General features: G+C 47.4%; 2 protein-coding genes. Both read right to left on the reverse strand.

The window, feature by feature from the left end; all coding sequences use genetic code 11:
- The gene (locus JQX68_RS10210; protein ID WP_205440637.1) at positions 1-10,815 is read right to left on the reverse strand and encodes a non-ribosomal peptide synthetase; all 10,815 of its coding nucleotides are present in this window, start codon (positions 10,813-10,815) and stop codon (positions 1-3) included.
- A 25-nt stretch (positions 10,816-10,840) separates the two neighbouring features.
- Entirely contained in the window at positions 10,841-18,508 is a 7,668-nt protein-coding gene (locus tag JQX68_RS10215) for a non-ribosomal peptide synthetase (protein WP_147771962.1), read from the reverse strand.
- Between the last annotated feature and the right edge of the window lie 11 nt (positions 18,509-18,519).

Genomic DNA, 18,519 nt, shown 5'->3' on the forward strand with positions numbered 1-18,519 from the left:
TTAGTGAAAACTGAGCATATCAGCAATCTCTTGCAGGGCGTCCTCGGTTAGTTCTTGGTCATCAAAATCACTGATGGTCTTTTCTGTTTCTCTTTTGTTCTGGCAGTGTTCGATCAGCTGTAATAAACATTGACGGCATGTTTCGCTAAGCTGTTCGATGGTTTTGTGCTCAAAACGGGTAGTGTCATAAGTCATATTGACAGTCATTTTCCCTTCTGCAGCGATTGCACTGATATCCAGTAACTGTTCACGATTCCATGTTGTGCTGATATCATCTCCTGCACCAAGCGGAGAGAATGAGAAGGAGTCCTCTTCAGGTACTTCAGCTGGGCCGCTGCTTTCAAATTGCCCCAGATAATTGAAGCTGATTTCTGGCGTGCCTGTGAAATTGATGTCTTTTTTGTCAGGCGGCGTCAAATATTTAATGACACCGTAGCCGAATCCTTTGTCCGGTACGCGTCTCAGTGTATCTTTTGTTGTTTTTAGCACATGAACCATGTATTCTTCCGAAGCTGGCAAGTCTGTGTTCAGTTTAACCAATAACGGATAAATGGCGGTAAACCATCCAACCGTACGGCTCACATCTATCCCGTCTAATACACCCTCTCGACCATGTCCTTCTAAGGATAGTTTGAAGGCGGATCGATTGGTCCAATGGTGCAGCGCAAGAATGACAGAAGACAGCAGCATGTCCTGCGTATCAGTGTTATATGCGCTGTTGGCGTCTTTTAAGAGCGCAACTGTCTCTTTCTCGTTTAAGGTATACGAAATCGTGGACCGTTTTCTCTCGTTTTCTCTGGTTCCGCCGATTTGATCAAAAGGCAGTGCTTCTGTTTGATATTCTTCGGTTTCGCGCCAATACTTAAGCTGTTTCATTAGCTGCTGGCTTTCAGCGTAGTCAGAGAGCTTTTTCGTATACGCTTTAAATGAGCTTGTTTTAGGGGGCAGCTGAATCTCTTCCCCGCCTGCAGCTTGACGATAGCCTAAAGCCAAATCTTCTAACAGCACTCGCCACGAAATACCGTCAACAACGAGGTGATGAGCAGATAAAAATAAGAAATCACCGTCAATTGTGTGAAAAAGACCGGCTTGCAGCAGCGGACCATTTTTCAAATCCATTTTCTGCTGAATATCAAGTACATGGGTTTTGATAAGAGATTCATACGGTCTATTACCATCAGTGCCGTCCGGAGCCGACAAATCAATAATCTGAAGGCCGTACAGCGCGTCGTCCGAATGACTGAGCGGCCGATTATATTGACTCCACTTTCCTTGTTCAATCTGTGTAAATACCATCCGCAGCGCATCATGATGACACGTTATTGCTTTTAACGTTTTACGAAGTGCTTCCTCTTGTACAGAAGTGCTCCGATGCAGCATAACGGACTGATTAAAATGGTGTCTTTCTTTTATCTCTTGAGAAAGAAACCATTTTTGAACAGGCGACCATTGTACGTCTCCCTCAACCGCAGCTTGGCTGGAACTTGTATCTGAATCACGGATATAAGCTGCCAGTTCTTGAATGGTCGGATGGCTAAACAAATCTTTTACTGCCATTTGCTTTCCTATCCGATGAAGCCGCGCGGATACTTGTAACGCTTTGATCGAATCTCCTCCAAGTTCAAAGAACGAATCAGCAGTTCCGATTTTTTCTGCCCCCAGTACTTCTGTCCATATATCCGCCAGTATTTGTTCCATCTTGCTGGCTGGCGCGAGGAATGGACGTTCAGCTCCGCTCTTCGATACGGGTTTCGGAAGTGCTCTGCGATCCAGCTTACCGTTAGGTGACAATGGAAGTGCATCCAGTTTTTCAATAAACGCAGGGTGCATAAACACCGGCAGCTTGTTTTGTAATTCTGAGCGTACAGTATTTGTGCTCAACTCTGGTTTTGTCACAACATAAGCGCTTAATTCGGTTTGTCCTGACGCTGTTACATGAGCAACTACTGCGGCGTCTTGTACACCGTTTATACAACGGATGACCGATTCAATTTCTTTCGTTTCTACACGGTATCCTCTAATTTTGACTTGATCATCGATTCTTCCCAGATATTCGAGTGTTCCGTCGGCCATCCATCTGGCGGCGTCTCCTGTTCGGTACATTCGTGTTTCAGGTTTGAATGGGTTCTTTGTGAAGGCTCTCTCTGTCTGTTCCGGAAGATTGACGTACCCCCTTGCAAGCCCTGTTCCAGCTATATAAAGTTCTCCCGCAACACCGATTGGCTGAAGCTGATGACTGCTATTTAAAATCAGTACTTGAGTCCCGTCAATCGGCTGGCCGATGCTTACGCATGTCTGCTTTTCCATATGTCTCATGACGGTTGTTGCCACGCTGTTTTCTGTAGGCCCATATTCGTTGGCGAGTTCGGTATGCGGACAAATGGCCAAGCTGCGGTGGATCAATTCGCGGTCAGTTGCTTCTCCCGCTAGTGTGACGACTCTAAGTGTCTTTACATCTGCCGGCTGCACTACGTCCAAAAGCGCTCGATATAAAACAGGCACAATAATCATATGTGTAATCCGGTGACGAGACAGCTGATGCTTAATGGACAGAATGTCCTTTGCTTCCTCTTCATGAAGCAGAACTGCTTTTGCACCTGACAAAAGCGGTGTGAACATACTAGTTAAAAAGCCGTCAAATGAGAAAGAAAAGAGCTGCAAGATGGCATCTGTCTCGTTGAATGCATAAGCGTTTTGCCGCCACAGAAGCGTGTTGGCAATCCCTTTATGCTCGACCATCACCCCTTTTGGACGGCCCGTCGTTCCTGAAGTATAAATGATATAAGCCAAATGATGGGCAGACGACACTTGCGGCAGCGGCGATTTGTCATAAGCCTCCGCGCTCTCTATCGTCAAGACCTCTCCTTCAAAATCAGCAAGTTCTCCCCAATCCGCTTCATTTACTGTCATTAGCAGTTTCGTTCCGCTGTCGCTGAGAATATATCGTTTCCGTTCCGATGGGTATGTAGGATCAATGGGCACGTAACAGCCTCCGGCTTTCCACACACCCAGTATGGCTGCCACCATACTAAACGAACGATGCACCATGATGCCTACTGGTGTGTCCGGTTTAACACCTCTGCTGCGCAATGTGTGTGCGATTCCATTGGACCACTCGTCTAGCTCCTGATAAGTCAGTGTTTTGTCTCCGCTGACAAGTGCAGACGCTTTTGGTGTTCGCGCAGCTTGCTGCTCAAACAATTGACTGATGGTTTGTACTTCGTACTGATTCGCTTGCCCGGTGTTAAACTCATTGAGCAGCTGGTTCCGCTCTTCTTGTGTCAGGACGTCGATATGGTTGAGTGTCACCTCCGGGTGTTTGCCGATGATGCGAAGTATATTTGTCAAGTGCGACGCCCAGCGTTCAATGGTGGTTTTCTCAAACAGTGCTGTTGAATATTCAAAAAGGAAATGGATGTTTCCGTCACCTTCAGATGCTTGTAATGTTAAATCGAACTTAGACACGAGATGAGAAACTTGTGCCGGCTTCATTTGCAAATCATGCAGTTGCAATGGCTCGTAATCATTATTTTGGACAACTAACATGGCATCAAACAGCGGGTTTCTGCTCATATCCCTTGTCAATTCAAGCTTATCGACAAGCTCTTCGAACGGATAATCCTGGTGCTCATAAGCTTCCAGTGCAGTCTCGCGCACTTCCTGCAAATACTGTACAAACGGCTTCCCGCCCTCCGGGCGTGCCCGCAGCGCCAGCGTGTTCACAAACATGCCGAGTATCGGCTCCAGATCCTTGTGCGGCCGGCCGGCAATTGGCGAGCCGACGATGATATCTTCCTGTCCGCTTAAGCGTGACAATAACGCTGTGTAGGCCGCAAGGAGCACCATGTACAGTGTGCTTCCGTTCTCCCGTGCCAGCTTGTGAAGCCCTGATGCCGCTTCTTGATCAAGCGTAAAGGAGACCTTGTCACCCGCAAAGCTTCGCACCGGCGGGCGGGGTTGATCAGCCGGGAGATCCAGCACCGGCAGCTCGCCCTCGAGCTGCTTCAGCCAGTACGCCTCCTGCGTTTTGTACGTGTCTCCTGTTTTGAATCCTTCTTGCCATACGGCGTAGTCTTTATATTGAATATGAAGCGCCGGAAGGGCCCGGTTGTTGTACAGCTCTCCGAATTCCCGAATCAGAATGTTGACGGAAACACCGTCTGAAATGATGTGATGCATATCAACCAGCAAAAGGTGCCGCTCATCAGATATCTTTACGATTTGGGCACGGAACAGCGGCGCTTGGCTGAGATCAAACGGCTTGATAAACGCGGCTGCGGCCTCCTGTTCAGTTTGGTCGCCGAGAACTGTCGTCTGTAATGTGAACGGCACCTCGTCATGGATGCGCTGCACCGGCTCACCGCCTCCATCCTGTTCAAAGGAGGTCCGCAGCGATTCGTGGCGCTTGATCAGCTCTTTGAAAGCCCTGTCCAGCCTTTCGGGATTGAGCTTTCCTTCCAGCTCCAATACCGCCGGCATATTGTAGCCTGTCCCCCCGTCCTCCAGCTGCTGAAGGACATAGATCCGCTTTTGGGCAGATGAAACCGGATAGGTCTCACGCTGTTCCGTCGGCTTTATTGCTTCATATGGACTGTCCGTTCCTTCACGGATAACAGAAGCCAGTCCTTCTATCGTCGGATGGGCAAACACATCTTTCAGCGGCACCTGTACATCAAATTCTTTTGAGATTCGGGAGACAAGCGCCGTTGCTTTTAAGGAATGTCCTCCGCGGTCAAAAAAGTTGTCATGAATCCCGACAGGGCCATTTTTCAGGACGTCCTCCCACAGCTGGGCAAGCTTCATCTCGGTCACATTTCTTGGCGCTGTGTAGGTCTCTGCATCTGCCGCTCCGTTAGGAGCTGGCAGGGCGTTCCGGTCCAGCTTTCCGCTTGGCGTAACCGGCCACTGTTCCATCTCGATCATATGGGCTGGGATCATGTAGCCCGGCAGCCGTCTCTCCAGCTGCGCCCGCACTTCGTTTCTCGGGAGTCCTTCTATATAAGCGCATAATTCCGGCTCGCCGCTGTCTGTCCGTACGGTAACGGCTGCCTCTCTGACGCCTTCTATGCTTCTAAGCACCGCTTCAATTTCTCCAGGCTCAATCCGGTAGCCGCGGATTTTCACCTGATCATCCGTGCGGCCGAGGAATTCCATATTCCCGTCAGGGAGCCAGCGGGCTATATCCCCTGTTTTGTACATGCGTTCCCCCGGGTAAAACGGGTCCTCAAGAAAACGCTCCTCCGTTAAGGCCGGCCGATTCAAATAGCCTCTGGCCACACCCGCTCCGGCAATGTACAGTTCACCGATACATCCGGCAGGCAGCATCCGCTGCTTCTGATTGAGAATATACAATCTGACATGGTGAACAGGTTTGCCAATAGGAATTCGTTCAAGTTTTTCATGCATCGGACAATCAAAGAATGAAGCTTCTACAGTTGCCTCTGTTGGCCCGTAGGAATTGGTTAATGTAACATTTGGAAGCAACTCGCTAAATCGGGAGACGAGATGGGCCCCCAGCTGCTCTCCGCCGGAAAACACCCGCTTGAGTCCGTTTGGCTTCTTCATCGGTACAGAGCGATTTTTTAGATGTTCTAAAAAGGCATGTAGCATTGAAGGCACAAAATGCATAGCTGTGATCTCTTGTTCTTCTATGGCCTTTGCAATCACTTCAGGTTCTTTTTCGCCTCCCTGAGGAAGCAGATAAACAGAAGCACCGGCATAAGGCCACCAAAACAGCTCCCATATTGAAGCGTCGAATGAATAAGATGTTTTATGCATAATCACATCTGATTGCTTCAGTTGATAACGGGACTGAAGGGAATTCAAAAAATTCACCGCTGATCGATGTTCAACTTCAACGCCCTTAGGCATCCCGGTAGAGCCGGATGTATAGATGACATAGGCTAAAGATTGCGGGAGAACGTCAACATTCGGATTGGACAAACGATGTTTCAGCCCGTTATTTGTCCGATTGAGATAAAGAATCTCTCCTGCAAATGCCGGAACATGAAAGCCGTCAGACTGAAGCAGGAGAATGTTTGTACCGCTGTCTTTGAGCAGAAAGCTGATTCGTTCTTCCGGATAATCCGGGTCAATGGGCAGATAAGCGCCGCCCGCTTTAAGAATGCCATAAATGCCAATCAGCATTTCAGGCGAACGCCTTCCCATAATGGCAACTGTGGTTTCAGATTTTACTCCCCGTCCAATCAGCTCCCAGGCGATACGGTTAGCCTGTTCATTCAATTCTTTATAGGTCATCGCTCCAGCTTCAAAGATAACGGCTGTCTGATCAGGCGTTTTTGCTGCCTGCTGTTCGAGTGCATGGTGGAGCGTTTGATTCATCAGATAGCCCGTCTCCTGAACCGGATGGCATGCTTCAATGAACTCTCTCTCTTCTCCTATTGTTAAGATTGGGATGTTGTCCAATTCTGTTTCAGGACTGGCAGCTGTATGTTCCACAAGCGTGGTGAAAAGGCCGGCCCACCTTTGGATGGTTTCTTTCTCAAACAAAGCTGTACTGTATTCAAACTGACAGAAAAGTTCGGAATCGTGTTCTGTAACATACAAGGAAATATCGAATTTTGATATTGGATGATGCAAGTCCTTCCATTGAAGCTGTACATCTTTCATTTTCAGCTTTTGCTGTTCCATATTCTGAAGGACAAGCGTTGTGTCAAACAGTGGATTCCGGCTCATTTCCCGCTGCACGCCGAGTTTATCCACGAGCTCTTCAAACGGATAATCCTGATGCTCGTACGCTTCCAGTGCCGTTTGTCTGACTTCTTTCAGAAATTCTTCAAATGTCTTATGACCGGCCGGGCGTGTGCGGAGAGCCAATGTATTGACGAACATCCCAAGAACAGCTTCAAGGTCGGCATGGGGCCGTCCGGCGATAGGTGAACCAATTACGATATCATCCTGAGCACTTAGCCGTGATAAAAAAGCTGAATACAAAGCGAGCAGTGTCATGTAAAGTGTGCTGCTGTTTTTATGGGCGAGCTGTTTTATCCGGGACGTGAGCTCTTTATCCATTTGAAAGGTTACTTTTCCGCCAGCGAATTGCCGTTCTGCCGGACGGCGTTTATCTGTAGGAAGCTCTAGTACAGGGAGGTCTCCGCTAAACTGCTGCAGCCAGTAAGTCTCCTGCTTTTGATACGAGTCTCCCTTTTTAAAAAGCTGCTGCCAGACGGCGTAATCTTTATACTGGATCCGCAGCGGCTTAAGCTGCCGTTTCGCATAAAGATCGGTGAATTCTCGGATTAGGAGCTGAACGGATACGCCATCTGAAATAATATGGTGCATATCTACCAGCAATACATGCTTCTTGTTCGACACTTTTACAAGACCCGCTCTAAATAACGGCGCTTGATTGAGATCAAAGGGACGAACAAATCTCTCGATATCGGTCTCTCTGCTTAATTCAAACGGTACCTCGGTGTGAATACGCTGAACAGGCTCGCCATCTGCCCCGGATACAAAGGAAGTTCGAAGAGGCTCATGCCGACTGATCAGTTCTTTACATACAGCAGACAGGTTAGCGACATCCAGTGTCCCTTCCAGTTCTAAGACCGCAGGCATATTATAGGCGACACCCTCATCAAGCTGCTGAAGCACATAGATCCGTTTTTGAGCGGAAGATACAGGATATGCCTCCCTTTCTTCTGCCGGTTCAATTGCTGCATACGGATTTTCTTCTGCATTTCGAATGATTGAAGCTAACCCTTCCACTGTCGGATAGGCAAAAATGTCCTTAAGCGGAACTTGCACATGAAATTCCTTTGCAATCCGTGACATCAGCACTGTTGCTTTTAGAGAGTGGCCGCCATGGTCAAAAAAGTTGTCTTGGATGCCAATAGAGCCATCCTTCAGCACATCTTCAAATAGTTGTGAAAGCTTTGCCTCTAACAGATTACGAGGAGCAGTATATGGATTTCCGCTGATCGAAGCATCTGGCTCTGGAAGTGCTGATTGATCTACTTTGCCATTTGGGGTAAGAGGTATGCTGTCAACCCATACCCATTTCGCCGGAATCATGTATTCTGGTAGCTCACTAGCCATATAGCTGCGTAAATCTATTGCATTCAGCTTTTGTACACTGCAATAGTAAGCGCATAATTCATGTTCACCGTTTTCATCTTCTCTGATGAGAATGGCAGCCTCTTTTATGTCCGGATGATTCATTAACGTGACTTCGATTTCTTGCGGCTCGATTCGATAACCCCTGATTTTCACTTGATTGTCTGCCCGTCCGATATATTCGATGTTGCCGTCTTCAAGCCGTCTGGCCAAATCACCTGTACGGTACATGATCGCACCAGGCCTGAATGGGTCGGATGAAAATTTGTCGCGTGTCAGTTTATCGTGATTGACATACCCTCTGGCAACACTTGCGCCGGAAATATAGAGTTCACCTGGTACGCCGCAGGGCTGCAGCTGTTTTTGATGATTCAAAATATATAGATCAGTACAGCTTATCGGTTTACCGATTGGTGGAAACTCCGGAATAGAATCTCCCGGATGAATGGTATACGTTGATACGACATGAGTTTCTGAAGGTCCGTAATGATTGTGCAGGTGTATGTCGCGTTCATGTAAAACCTCTTGGAAAAGGTCTGAAATCATTAATTGTTCCCCGGCTGCAATCAAGTGTTTGACGCCATAAGGAAACGAGTTCGCCAGTTGCTGCTCGCTGAAAATCATTTTGATAAAAGCAGTTGGGAGAAACACAATATTCGTCTGTTGCTTGTTTATAAATGCAAACAGCTGGGGCACATCTCTTTTTATGACTTCTGGCACGATGTGCAGTGTGCCGCCTTTAAGAAGCGCAGAAAATATTTCTTGATAGCAGACGTCAAAGGCAGGCGTCGCAAATTGCAGAACATCTGCTTCGAAATCAATGCCAGAGTGTGCATATTCGAACTTCAGCAAGTTAGCCATGTTTCGATGCTCAAATTGAACACCCTTTGGTTTACCTGTTGTACCTGACGTATAAATGATATACAGCAGATCGTCCGCATTGTTGACTGACTTCATGTTACTGCCGTCTTCTTTGCTTTCGATATCTTCTGCATGAGTGATAATGTAATTGTTTTCTAACGATGAGGAAAGATGCGCTTGTGAAACAACATGCGAACAGTCGCAGTCATTTAGAATATAACGGATTCTGTCAGCTGGATAATACGGATCAATCGGAACAATAGCGCCGCCTGCCTTTAAGATTCCAAGAACACCTGTGATAAACGCCGCTGAGCGTTCCATCATAATTGCAACGGGCTCCTGTCTCACAACACCCTTCATTCGTAAATGCCGCGCCAATCTGTTAGCCGATTTATTCAGTTCTTTGTATGTTAACGAGCAGGCTTGATCAATTACCGCATAAGCATCCGGCGTCTTTTCTGCTTGTGTTTCAAACATGGCATGGATGGTTTCGTAAACTGGTGTTCGATCTGCGATTTCTCCAATCAGCTGCCGCTTTTCAGTGTCTGTTGTAATCTCGATTTCACCAGGTGGAAGATTCGGATTGTGTAAGATTTGCGATACAACATTCAGAAGATGCTCCTTGATAGAAAGCACAAAAGACCGATCGTGCTGCTCAGCATCATAGCTCATTTTTATATGGATTTCTTCTCCTGGCGCTACCATAAGATAAAAGCTGTAGTTGGTTTCATCTGCCACAGTGAAGTTATGAATCTGAAAAAGATCTGAAGCATGGTCCTGTTTGTTGAGCATTTGAATCTCTTGCTGCACCGGATAGTTTTCAAATACGAGAATATGGTCAATCAGCCCTTGCTTAACCGCTGACCGGGCTTGAATTTCATATAAAGGATGGTAGCTGTATGCTTCAGCGGCAAGTCGGTCTTTTTGCATATCTTTTATGAGCTGTAGAAATGGTGTTTTTACCCCCTGTACCCGAACCGGTATCGTGTTAATGAAAAGACCTACCATTTGTTCAATGCCTTCGATTTCGGCGGGTCTTCCTGAAATGACAGAACCGAATACGGCGTCATAATGATTATTATATTTTTGAAGCAGAATGCCCCAAATGGTATGGAAAATCGTACTGAGTGTTACTTCTTCTCTTGCTGCAAGCTCCGAAAGCCTGCTGCTTTCTTTCTTAGAGAATGAAAACGTAACGTGTTCCTGCCTGCTTCTCCCTTTTGTTTTTTTCTGTTTTGGGAGCATGGTTTGCTGTTCATAGCCGGAAAGGTAATGATCCCAATATGAAACCGCCTGCTCTTTGTCTTGCTCCATCAGCCATTTGATATACCTTCCGTATGGCTGAACCGGCTCTAGTGATATAGCGGATTCATTTACATAAGATGCATAAATATGAAGAAACTCCTTTAACACAATGCTGAGGCACCAGCCGTCCATCATGATGTGATGAAAGGTCCAAATACAAGTGTATTGGCCCTCTCCTGTTTGAATCAGAGTGATGCGCATGAGCAGATCTTTTTGCAAGTGAAACCCTTGAGCGCGGTCTTTTTCTTTCAATTGTTCGATAAACTGTGATTGCTTCTCTTTGTTTAAATGCGTAATGTCTTTTTCCTGCACGACGACATTGCGTTCTCTCAGGACAACCTGCTGGGGAGAGGAAACATTTTGACTGATAAAAATCGTCCTGAAAATATCGTGTCTTGCGACAAGAGCATTGATGCTGTTTTGAAAATACTGCGGATTGACTTTTCCTGCTATTGTAAAAGAAGCTTGCTCAACATATGCCTGTGAATCTTTTTGCAGGAGGGAATGGAAAAGCATCCCTTCCTGCATGTAAGACAGCGGATAAATATCCTGAATTGAATTCGATTTTGTCATGTTCATGTCTCCCTGTCACGATTTTCTACAATTCTTCCACCAAGCTGGATATACTGTCCAAATCCTCTGCCGTTAATGATTGACTGCTAAAATCGCTCAGTGTCTTTTCTGCTTTTTGTTTACCGGCGCAGTGTTTCATAATGTCCAGCAAAAAGTGTTCGATCCTGTTGATAAGCTGGTCCATTGTGTTTCTATGGAAACGGGCCGGCGGATAGCTAAGATTGAAATGAAGCTTTTTGTCTGCTGCCATTGCACTTATTTCTATGATTTGCTCACGCTTCCATGTATGAGTGATATCTTTTCCGCTTCCAAGACTTGATGGACGGAAGCTGCCCTGTCTTTCGATGTCGTTGAACTGGCCCAAATAGTTAAAGCTGATTTCAGGTGTTTTTGAAAACGCAATGCTTTTGTTTTCAGGGTGTGTGAGGTATTTCAGCATACCGTAACCTATCCCTTTGTTTGGTATCCGGCCCAGTGTATCTTTAACGGTTTTTACTGCGGTTCCCAGCTCATCCCTTTGATTTTCAAAGCTTATGAGGGCCGGGTACATGGATGTAAACCAGCCGACCGTCCGGCTGATATCTAACTCCGGCATAATGTGCTCTCTTCCGTGTCCTTCCATAGCGATTCGGAGCTTGCTTCCTCCTGTCCATTCACAAATCGCCAACGATGCCGCCGTTAACAGAATATCTTGTGTATCTGTACTATAGGCGTGATTGACGTTTTGCAGCAAAACGTCAGTGTCTGCTTCAGAGAGTGAAAAGCTTACCGAGTCCCTCTTGCTGCAGTCGGTGTTCTCATGAAACGGCATTTCATATGGCAGTTCCGCAGTTTGCTGTTCTTCTGCACTTCGCCAATACGCCTCTTCACGAATCAGCTTGCTGCTTTGGGCATATTCCTGAATCCGTCTGGCGTATTCCTGATAGGAATCAGTTTTAGGCGGAAGCTGAATCGCCTGGCCTGAAGACGCTTGTTGGTACCCTGCTGACAAATCCTCCAGCAAAATCCGCCATGCCACACCATCAACGACTAGATGATGGATCGCGAGGAACAAGTAATCCCCGGTCAGTGTTTTAAACCACGCGGCATGTAACAATGGCCCTTCCTGCAAATTGATGCTTTGCTGAAGATCTGCAACTTCTCGTTTGATTTGTGTTTCCCAATCGTTTTCAGATTGTGAAAGATCAGATATTTTTAACCTGTATAGCTGTGATTCATGAATGCCTTGGTTGATTTGAATCCATCGCCCGCCATCGTTACGATAAACCATCCGAAGCGCATCATGATGCTCCGCCAGCTTTTTTAAGGATGCTCTAAGAGCGTCTTCAGACAAACGGTCAGTATGGAAAAGCATGACAGACTGATTGAAATGGTGTCGTTCTTCTATGTCTTGTGAGAGAAACCATTTCTGAATAGGCGTCCATGGAACATCTCCCTGAACAGGTCCTTGTTCTATGACTCTCTCTGTTTTACGAATAAATGGTGATAAGTCTTTTATCTTTGGATGACGGAATAAATCACTTACCTGCAAGCTTAACCCGTGGCGCCCGAGACGTGCAGAAACTTGAAGCGCTTTGATGGAATCGCCGCCCAATTCAAAGAATGAATCCTCTATTCCGATCCTCTGGATGCCTAGAACCTCCTGCCAGATCAATGCCAGCTGCTCTTCAAGTTCATTGCGTGGCGGGATGTATGTTTGTTTAGATGCGAAATCTGGTTCAGGCAGTGCTTTCCGGTTCAATTTGCCGTTCGATGTGAGCGGAAGATTCTCCATTTCAATGATATACGCCGGAATCATATAATTAGGCAGTGAACGGGCGAGAAGAGAACGCACTTGTTCAGCATTCGTGCCCGCTTTTACGCTGATATAGCCAAACAGCTCTTTGCTCCCTGACTGTCCTGTACGTGCCAACACCGCCGCTTCTTTGACTCCGTCTATGTGGCGAAGTGCTGATTCGATCTCACCCAGCTCTACCCGATAGCCTCTGACTTTTACTTGATCATCAATACGGCCAACGTACTCAATTGTGCCATCGGGAAGCCAGCGCGCCAGATCACCTGTGCGGTACAGTCGATCGCCGGGTACAAACGGGTTTTGGACAAATTTCTCTTTCGTTAAATCAGGACGGCGTAAATACCCTCTGGCAACGCCATCTCCGCCGACACAAAGTTCGCCAACAGCTCCGGCCGGCTGCAGCATTCCCCATTGATTTAAGATATAAGCGGAGGAATTGCCAACCGGCCGCCCGATCGGAATGGAGAGTTCATATGTTTTTTGAATGTGGAAGCATGTCGAAAAAGTTGTATTTTCGGTTGGCCCATATCCGTTCCATATCGATACTTCCGGGCAGGCATTTCTGATTCGATTGACGTGGCTTGCCGACAAAGCTTCTCCGCCTATGATCAGATGGTTAAGCTGCGAAAATGTTGTCTCGAGTTGCTCTGTCAAATGATTGAATAGAGACGAGGTCAGCCACATCGTTGTGATTCCTTGATGTTCTATGTATCTCTTAAGCTGTTGGGAATCGAGAAAGGTTTGTTGATCGGACAGATGCAAAGCGGCACCATTTAACAGCGGTCCAAAAAATTCAAATGATCCAACGTCAAAACCGATTGATGATGTCATCAGAAGACGGTCAGCTGGTGTAAACGTAATATAATTGCTGTTTTTCACAAGACGAATGACACTTCGCTGCTCAATCATGACACCCTTTGGTTTACCGGTTGATCCAGAGGTATAAATGATATATGCAAGTGAATGGGGCCCTGCTGAAGATTCAACGTTCTTCGCCTCTCCTTGCTTTTGAATATCTTCGATTATGATTTGTTCACATTCAATGCCTACTAGCTGTTTTTCTGTTTTTTCAGATTGAAGGAGTAATGCTGCCCTGCTGTCAGACAGCATATAAGCTATGCGTTCAACAGGCAGATTAGAATCGATAGGCAGATAGGCTCCCCCGGCTTTCAGAATGCCCAGCATACCTGCTATGAGTTCTGGCGTTCGTCCTGCCAACAAGGCTACGACTCGATCGGGACCGACTCCCTTTCTCTGTAGAAGTGAAGCAATTTGATTTGCCCAGCTGTTCAGATCCGCGTAAGTTAACTCTTGTGTATCGCTGACAATTGCTATGGCATTAGGCGTTTGTTCCGCCTGCATTTCAAAGAGTCTGCTGATGGTTTCATTTCTTGGATATTCTATTTTTGTACGATTGAGCTCATGGATAAGGTAATGGGCCTCATCTTCATTCAGGATATTTATTGTTCCGAGAACGGCTTTGTTGTCCTGGATGATGGAGAGTAACATATTGATGAAGTATTGAAGCCACTTTTCTATCGTTTTTTTCTTATATAAGTCAGTACTAAACTCCATTTGAAACGTCAGCAAACCGTGGGGCTGTTCCTGAGCATATAGGGTTAAATCAAATTTGGACGTTTGATGCCCATTGTTTGCTGCAGGTTTGAGACACAGTTCATCCAGGTCCAACGATTCCTGATCCATGTTTTGAAGAACAAACATGACGTCAAAGAGCGGATTCCGGCTCATATCCCTTGTCAATTCAAGCTTATCGACAAGCTCTTCGAACGGATAATCCTGATGCTCATAGGCTTCCAATGCAGTCTCGCGCACTTCCTGCAAATACTGTACAAACGGCTTCCCGCCCTCCGGGCGTGCCCGCAGCGCCAGCGTGTTCACAAACATGCCGAGTATCGGCTCCAGATCCTTGTGCGGACGGCCGGCAATTGGCGAGCCGACGATGATATCTTCCTGTCCGCTTAAGCGTGACAATAACGCTGTGTAGGCCGCAAGGAGCACCATGTACAGTGTGCTTCCGTTCTCCCGTGCCAGCTTGTGAAGCCCTGATGCCGCTTCTTGATCAAGCGTAAAGGAGACCTTGTCACCCGCGAAGCTCCGCACCGGCGGGCGGGGTTGATCAGCCGGGAGATCCAGCACCGGCAGCTCGCCCTCGAGCTGCTTCAGCCAGTACGCCTCCTGCGTTTTGTACGCGTCTCCTGTTTTGAATCCTTCTTGCCATACGGCATAATCTTTATATTGAATATGAAGTGCGGAAAGGTTCTGGTTGTTGTACAGCTTTCCGAATTCTCGAATCAGAATGTTGACGGAAACACCGTCTGAAATGATGTGATGCATATCAACCAGCAACAGGTGCCGCTCATCTGATACCTTTACGATTTGGGCACGGAACAGCGGCGCTTGGCTGAGATCAAACGGTTTGATAAACGAGGCTGCCGCTTCCTGTTCGGTTTGGTCGCCGAGAACTGTCGTCTGTAATGTAAACGGCACCTCGTCATGGATGCGCTGCACAGGATCGCCGCCCCCATCCTGTTCAAAGGAGGTCCGAAGCGACTCGTGGCGCTTGATCAGCTCTTTGAAAGCCCTGTCCAGCCTTTCTGGATCAAGCTTTCCTTCCAGCTCCAACACCGCCGGCATATTGTAGCCTGTCCCTCCGTCCTCCAGCTGCTGAAGGACATAGATCCGCTTTTGGGCAGATGAAACCGGATAGGTTTCACGCTGTTCCGTCGGCTTTATTGCTTCATATGGACTGTCCGTTCCTTCACGGATAACAGAAGCCAGCCCTTTTACCGTCGGATGGGCAAACACATCTTTTAGCGGCACCTGTACATCAAATTCTTTTGAGATTCGGGAGACAAGCGCCGTTGCTTTTAAGGAATGTCCTCCGCGGTCAAAGAAGTTGTCGTGAATCCCGACAGGGCCGTTTTTCAGGACGTTTTCCCACAGCTGGGCAAGCTTCATCTCGGTCACATTTCTTGGCGCTGTGTAGGTCTCTGCATCTGCCGCTCCGTTAGGAGCTGGCAGGGCGTTCCGGTCCAGCTTTCCGCTTGGTGTAACCGGCCACTGTTCCATCTCGATCATATGGGTTGGGATCAGGTAGCCCGGCAGCCGCCTCTCAAGCTGCGCCCGCACTTCGTTTCTCAGGAGTCCTTCTATATAAGCGCATAATTCCGGCTCGCCGCTGTCTGACCGTACGGTAACGGCCGCTTCCCTTATGCCTTCTATGCTTCTAAGCGCCGCTTCAATTTCTCCGGGCTCAATCCGGTAGCCGCGGATTTTCACCTGATCATCCGTGCGGCCGAGGAATTCCATATTCCCGTCAGGGAGCCAGCGGGCTATATCCCCTGTTTTGTACATGCGTTCCCCCGGGTAAAACGGGTCCTCAAGAAAACGCTCCTCCGTTAAGGCCGGCCGATTCAAATAGCCTCTGGCCACACCCGCTCCGGCAATGTACAGTTCGCCGGAGACACCGATAGGCTGTACGGCTAAATGGGGATCTAAAACATACAAACGCGCACCGGGTACAGGCTTCCCGATCGGAATCCGCAAGCGGTCCCTGTCCCTCTCTGGGTCCAACACGTAGAATGCCGCGTCAACCGTTGCTTCTGTCGGCCCATAGCCATGGATCAGCGATACCTCCGGCAATAAAGAAGCAAATCGCGCTGCCATACGGGGGGCAAGCGGTTCACCTCCGGCGAATACTCGTTTCAGGCTTGTCCCGTCACCCAGTGTTGCGATTTCCGCTTGATCGAGAAAGCTGTTCAGCATAGCCGGAATAAAATGAGCCGTTGTCACGTTTTCCTGAAGAATGGCTTTTACGATCAATGCCGGATCTTTCTCCCAGCCCGGAGGAAGCAGATAAGCCGAAGCACCGGAAAGCGACCACCAAAACAGCTGCCACACAGACGCATCAAAGGAAAAAGAGGTTTTCACCATGACAATGTCATCTTCCGAAAGCGGAAATTGGTGCTGCATGCCGGTCAGAAAGGAAACAGCCTGGCGGTGCTCGACGGCTACCCCTTTTGGCTGCCCGGTGGAGCCAGACGTATAGATGACATAGGCGAGAGATCCGTCACTAACAGAAGCAGACACATGACGTTCTGTTTCTTCACGCGCAAGAGATGACATGTCAACCTCAAGCGTCTCTCCAGAAAAGCTCGGTGCGGAGCATCCCGGCTGTGTCAGCAAGAGAGCCGCCCCGCTGTCTTTCAGCATGTAGCTCAGCCGCTCTTCTGGATACTCAGGATCAAGCGGCAAATACGCCCCGCCAGCTTTTAATACAGCAAGTACAGCGATCAGCATGTCAGGTGACCGCTCAGACAAAACACCTACGATGCTTTCCTTTGAGACGCCGCGTGCCGCAAGGCGGGCAGCCAGCCGGCTGGCATACATGTCAAGCTCAGCATACGTCAGCGAACCGCCTGAAAATCGAATGGCTGTCCGCTCCGGTGTGAAAGCCGCCTGTCGTTCAAACAGACCGTGCAGAGTTGGGGCTTCAGGCGAAACAGATACTGACCTGTTGTTTTGAGAAACGATTTTCTGTGTTTTGTTCTCATCAAGCAATGTCATCTTTGACACAGGAAGAGATGGATCAGAGATGACGTCAGAGACCATGCGCAGCAAATAATCTTCTATTTCGGACATCATGCTTGGTTGATAAGCGCCGGTCTGAAAATGAATCCGAACGTACAAGGTACGGCCTGGGATCACTTTGACACTGCATTTATAATTGGTCACCTCTTCCATTTCAAAATCTTTGACGGAGAAATCAAATGACCCCGCTTGATTCAGTTTTTCGATCTCTTGCTGGGTAGGTGTATTTTCAAAGACGATAATATGATCGATCAACTCTTGCTTTAGAGCACTCTGCGCCTGAATATCATACAAGGGGAAGTAACTATAGGCTTCTGCCTCATTCATGTCCTTTTGCATTCTCCTGACTAGGTCAGAAAAAGACAGAGAATCACTTTGGGCTCGAATAGGAATGGTATTGATAAAAAGCCCGACCATGTTTTCCACATCTTTTAGATCAGAAGGTCTGCCTGATATAACTGAACCGAACACAGCATCGCTGCTGCGATTGACCTTTTGAAGCATAATCCCCCATAAAGCTTGGAAAACAGTGTTTAGTGTCGCACCAGAAGCTGCTGCGATTTTCTGTAATTCGGCGGTTTCTTTTTCAGGAATGGTAAACGTGATCTGTTGTAATGTCCCATTCGGAATTTGATCTGTTCTTTTCGGTAGAGGTGTAGATTTTTCGAAATGCTGAAGCCGCTTTTTCCAGTACTCAGCTGCTTCTTCACGATCTTGCTGCATCAGCCATTTAATATACGTCCCGTACGGCTGTACGGGAGGCAAATCAGGAAGCTGGCCTTTACCCAGCGCTTGATAAATGTGAAGAAAATCTTTAATGACAATACCTAAACACCAGCCATCCATTAAAATATGATGGTGGCTCCAAATACAGACATAACGATCAGGCGCCCATTTTAAAATAGATATTCTCATTAGTACATCCGTTTGCAGATCGAATCCCCTGGATTTATCCTGCTCTTTGAATGCCTCTGTACAATGTTCTTTATCTTTTTCATTGAGATGAGAAATATCTTCAAAATGAACATGGCAAGGACGTTGCTTGAGCACGACCTGACGAGGCTTGGCTACATTTTTATAGATGAATGCTGTTCGAAAGATATCGTACCTGTCAAAAACAGCATCCATACTTTTCTGGAAATGCTCCAAGTCAAGCTGTCCATTGATCGTAAAAGAGGCCTGTTCAAAATAAGCTCTAGACTGTTCATCATACAATGAGTGAAAAAGCATCCCTTCCTGCATAAAAGACAAAGGGTATATATCCTGTATTTCGGGTTGTTGCGGCATCAGATGAATCT

The sequence above is a fragment of the Bacillus sp. LJBS06 genome (genome assembly GCF_016924995.1).
In the GTDB taxonomy this organism is placed as follows: Bacteria; Bacillota; Bacilli; order Bacillales; family Bacillaceae; genus Bacillus; species Bacillus stercoris.

Coding starts and splice junctions, on each gene's coding strand:
- JQX68_RS10210 (WP_205440637.1), bottom strand. CDS start 10,815: ATGACAAAATCGAATTCAATTCAGGATATTTATCCGCTGTCTTACATG.
- JQX68_RS10215 (WP_147771962.1), bottom strand. CDS start 18,508: ATGCCGCAACAACCCGAAATACAGGATATATACCCTTTGTCTTTTATG.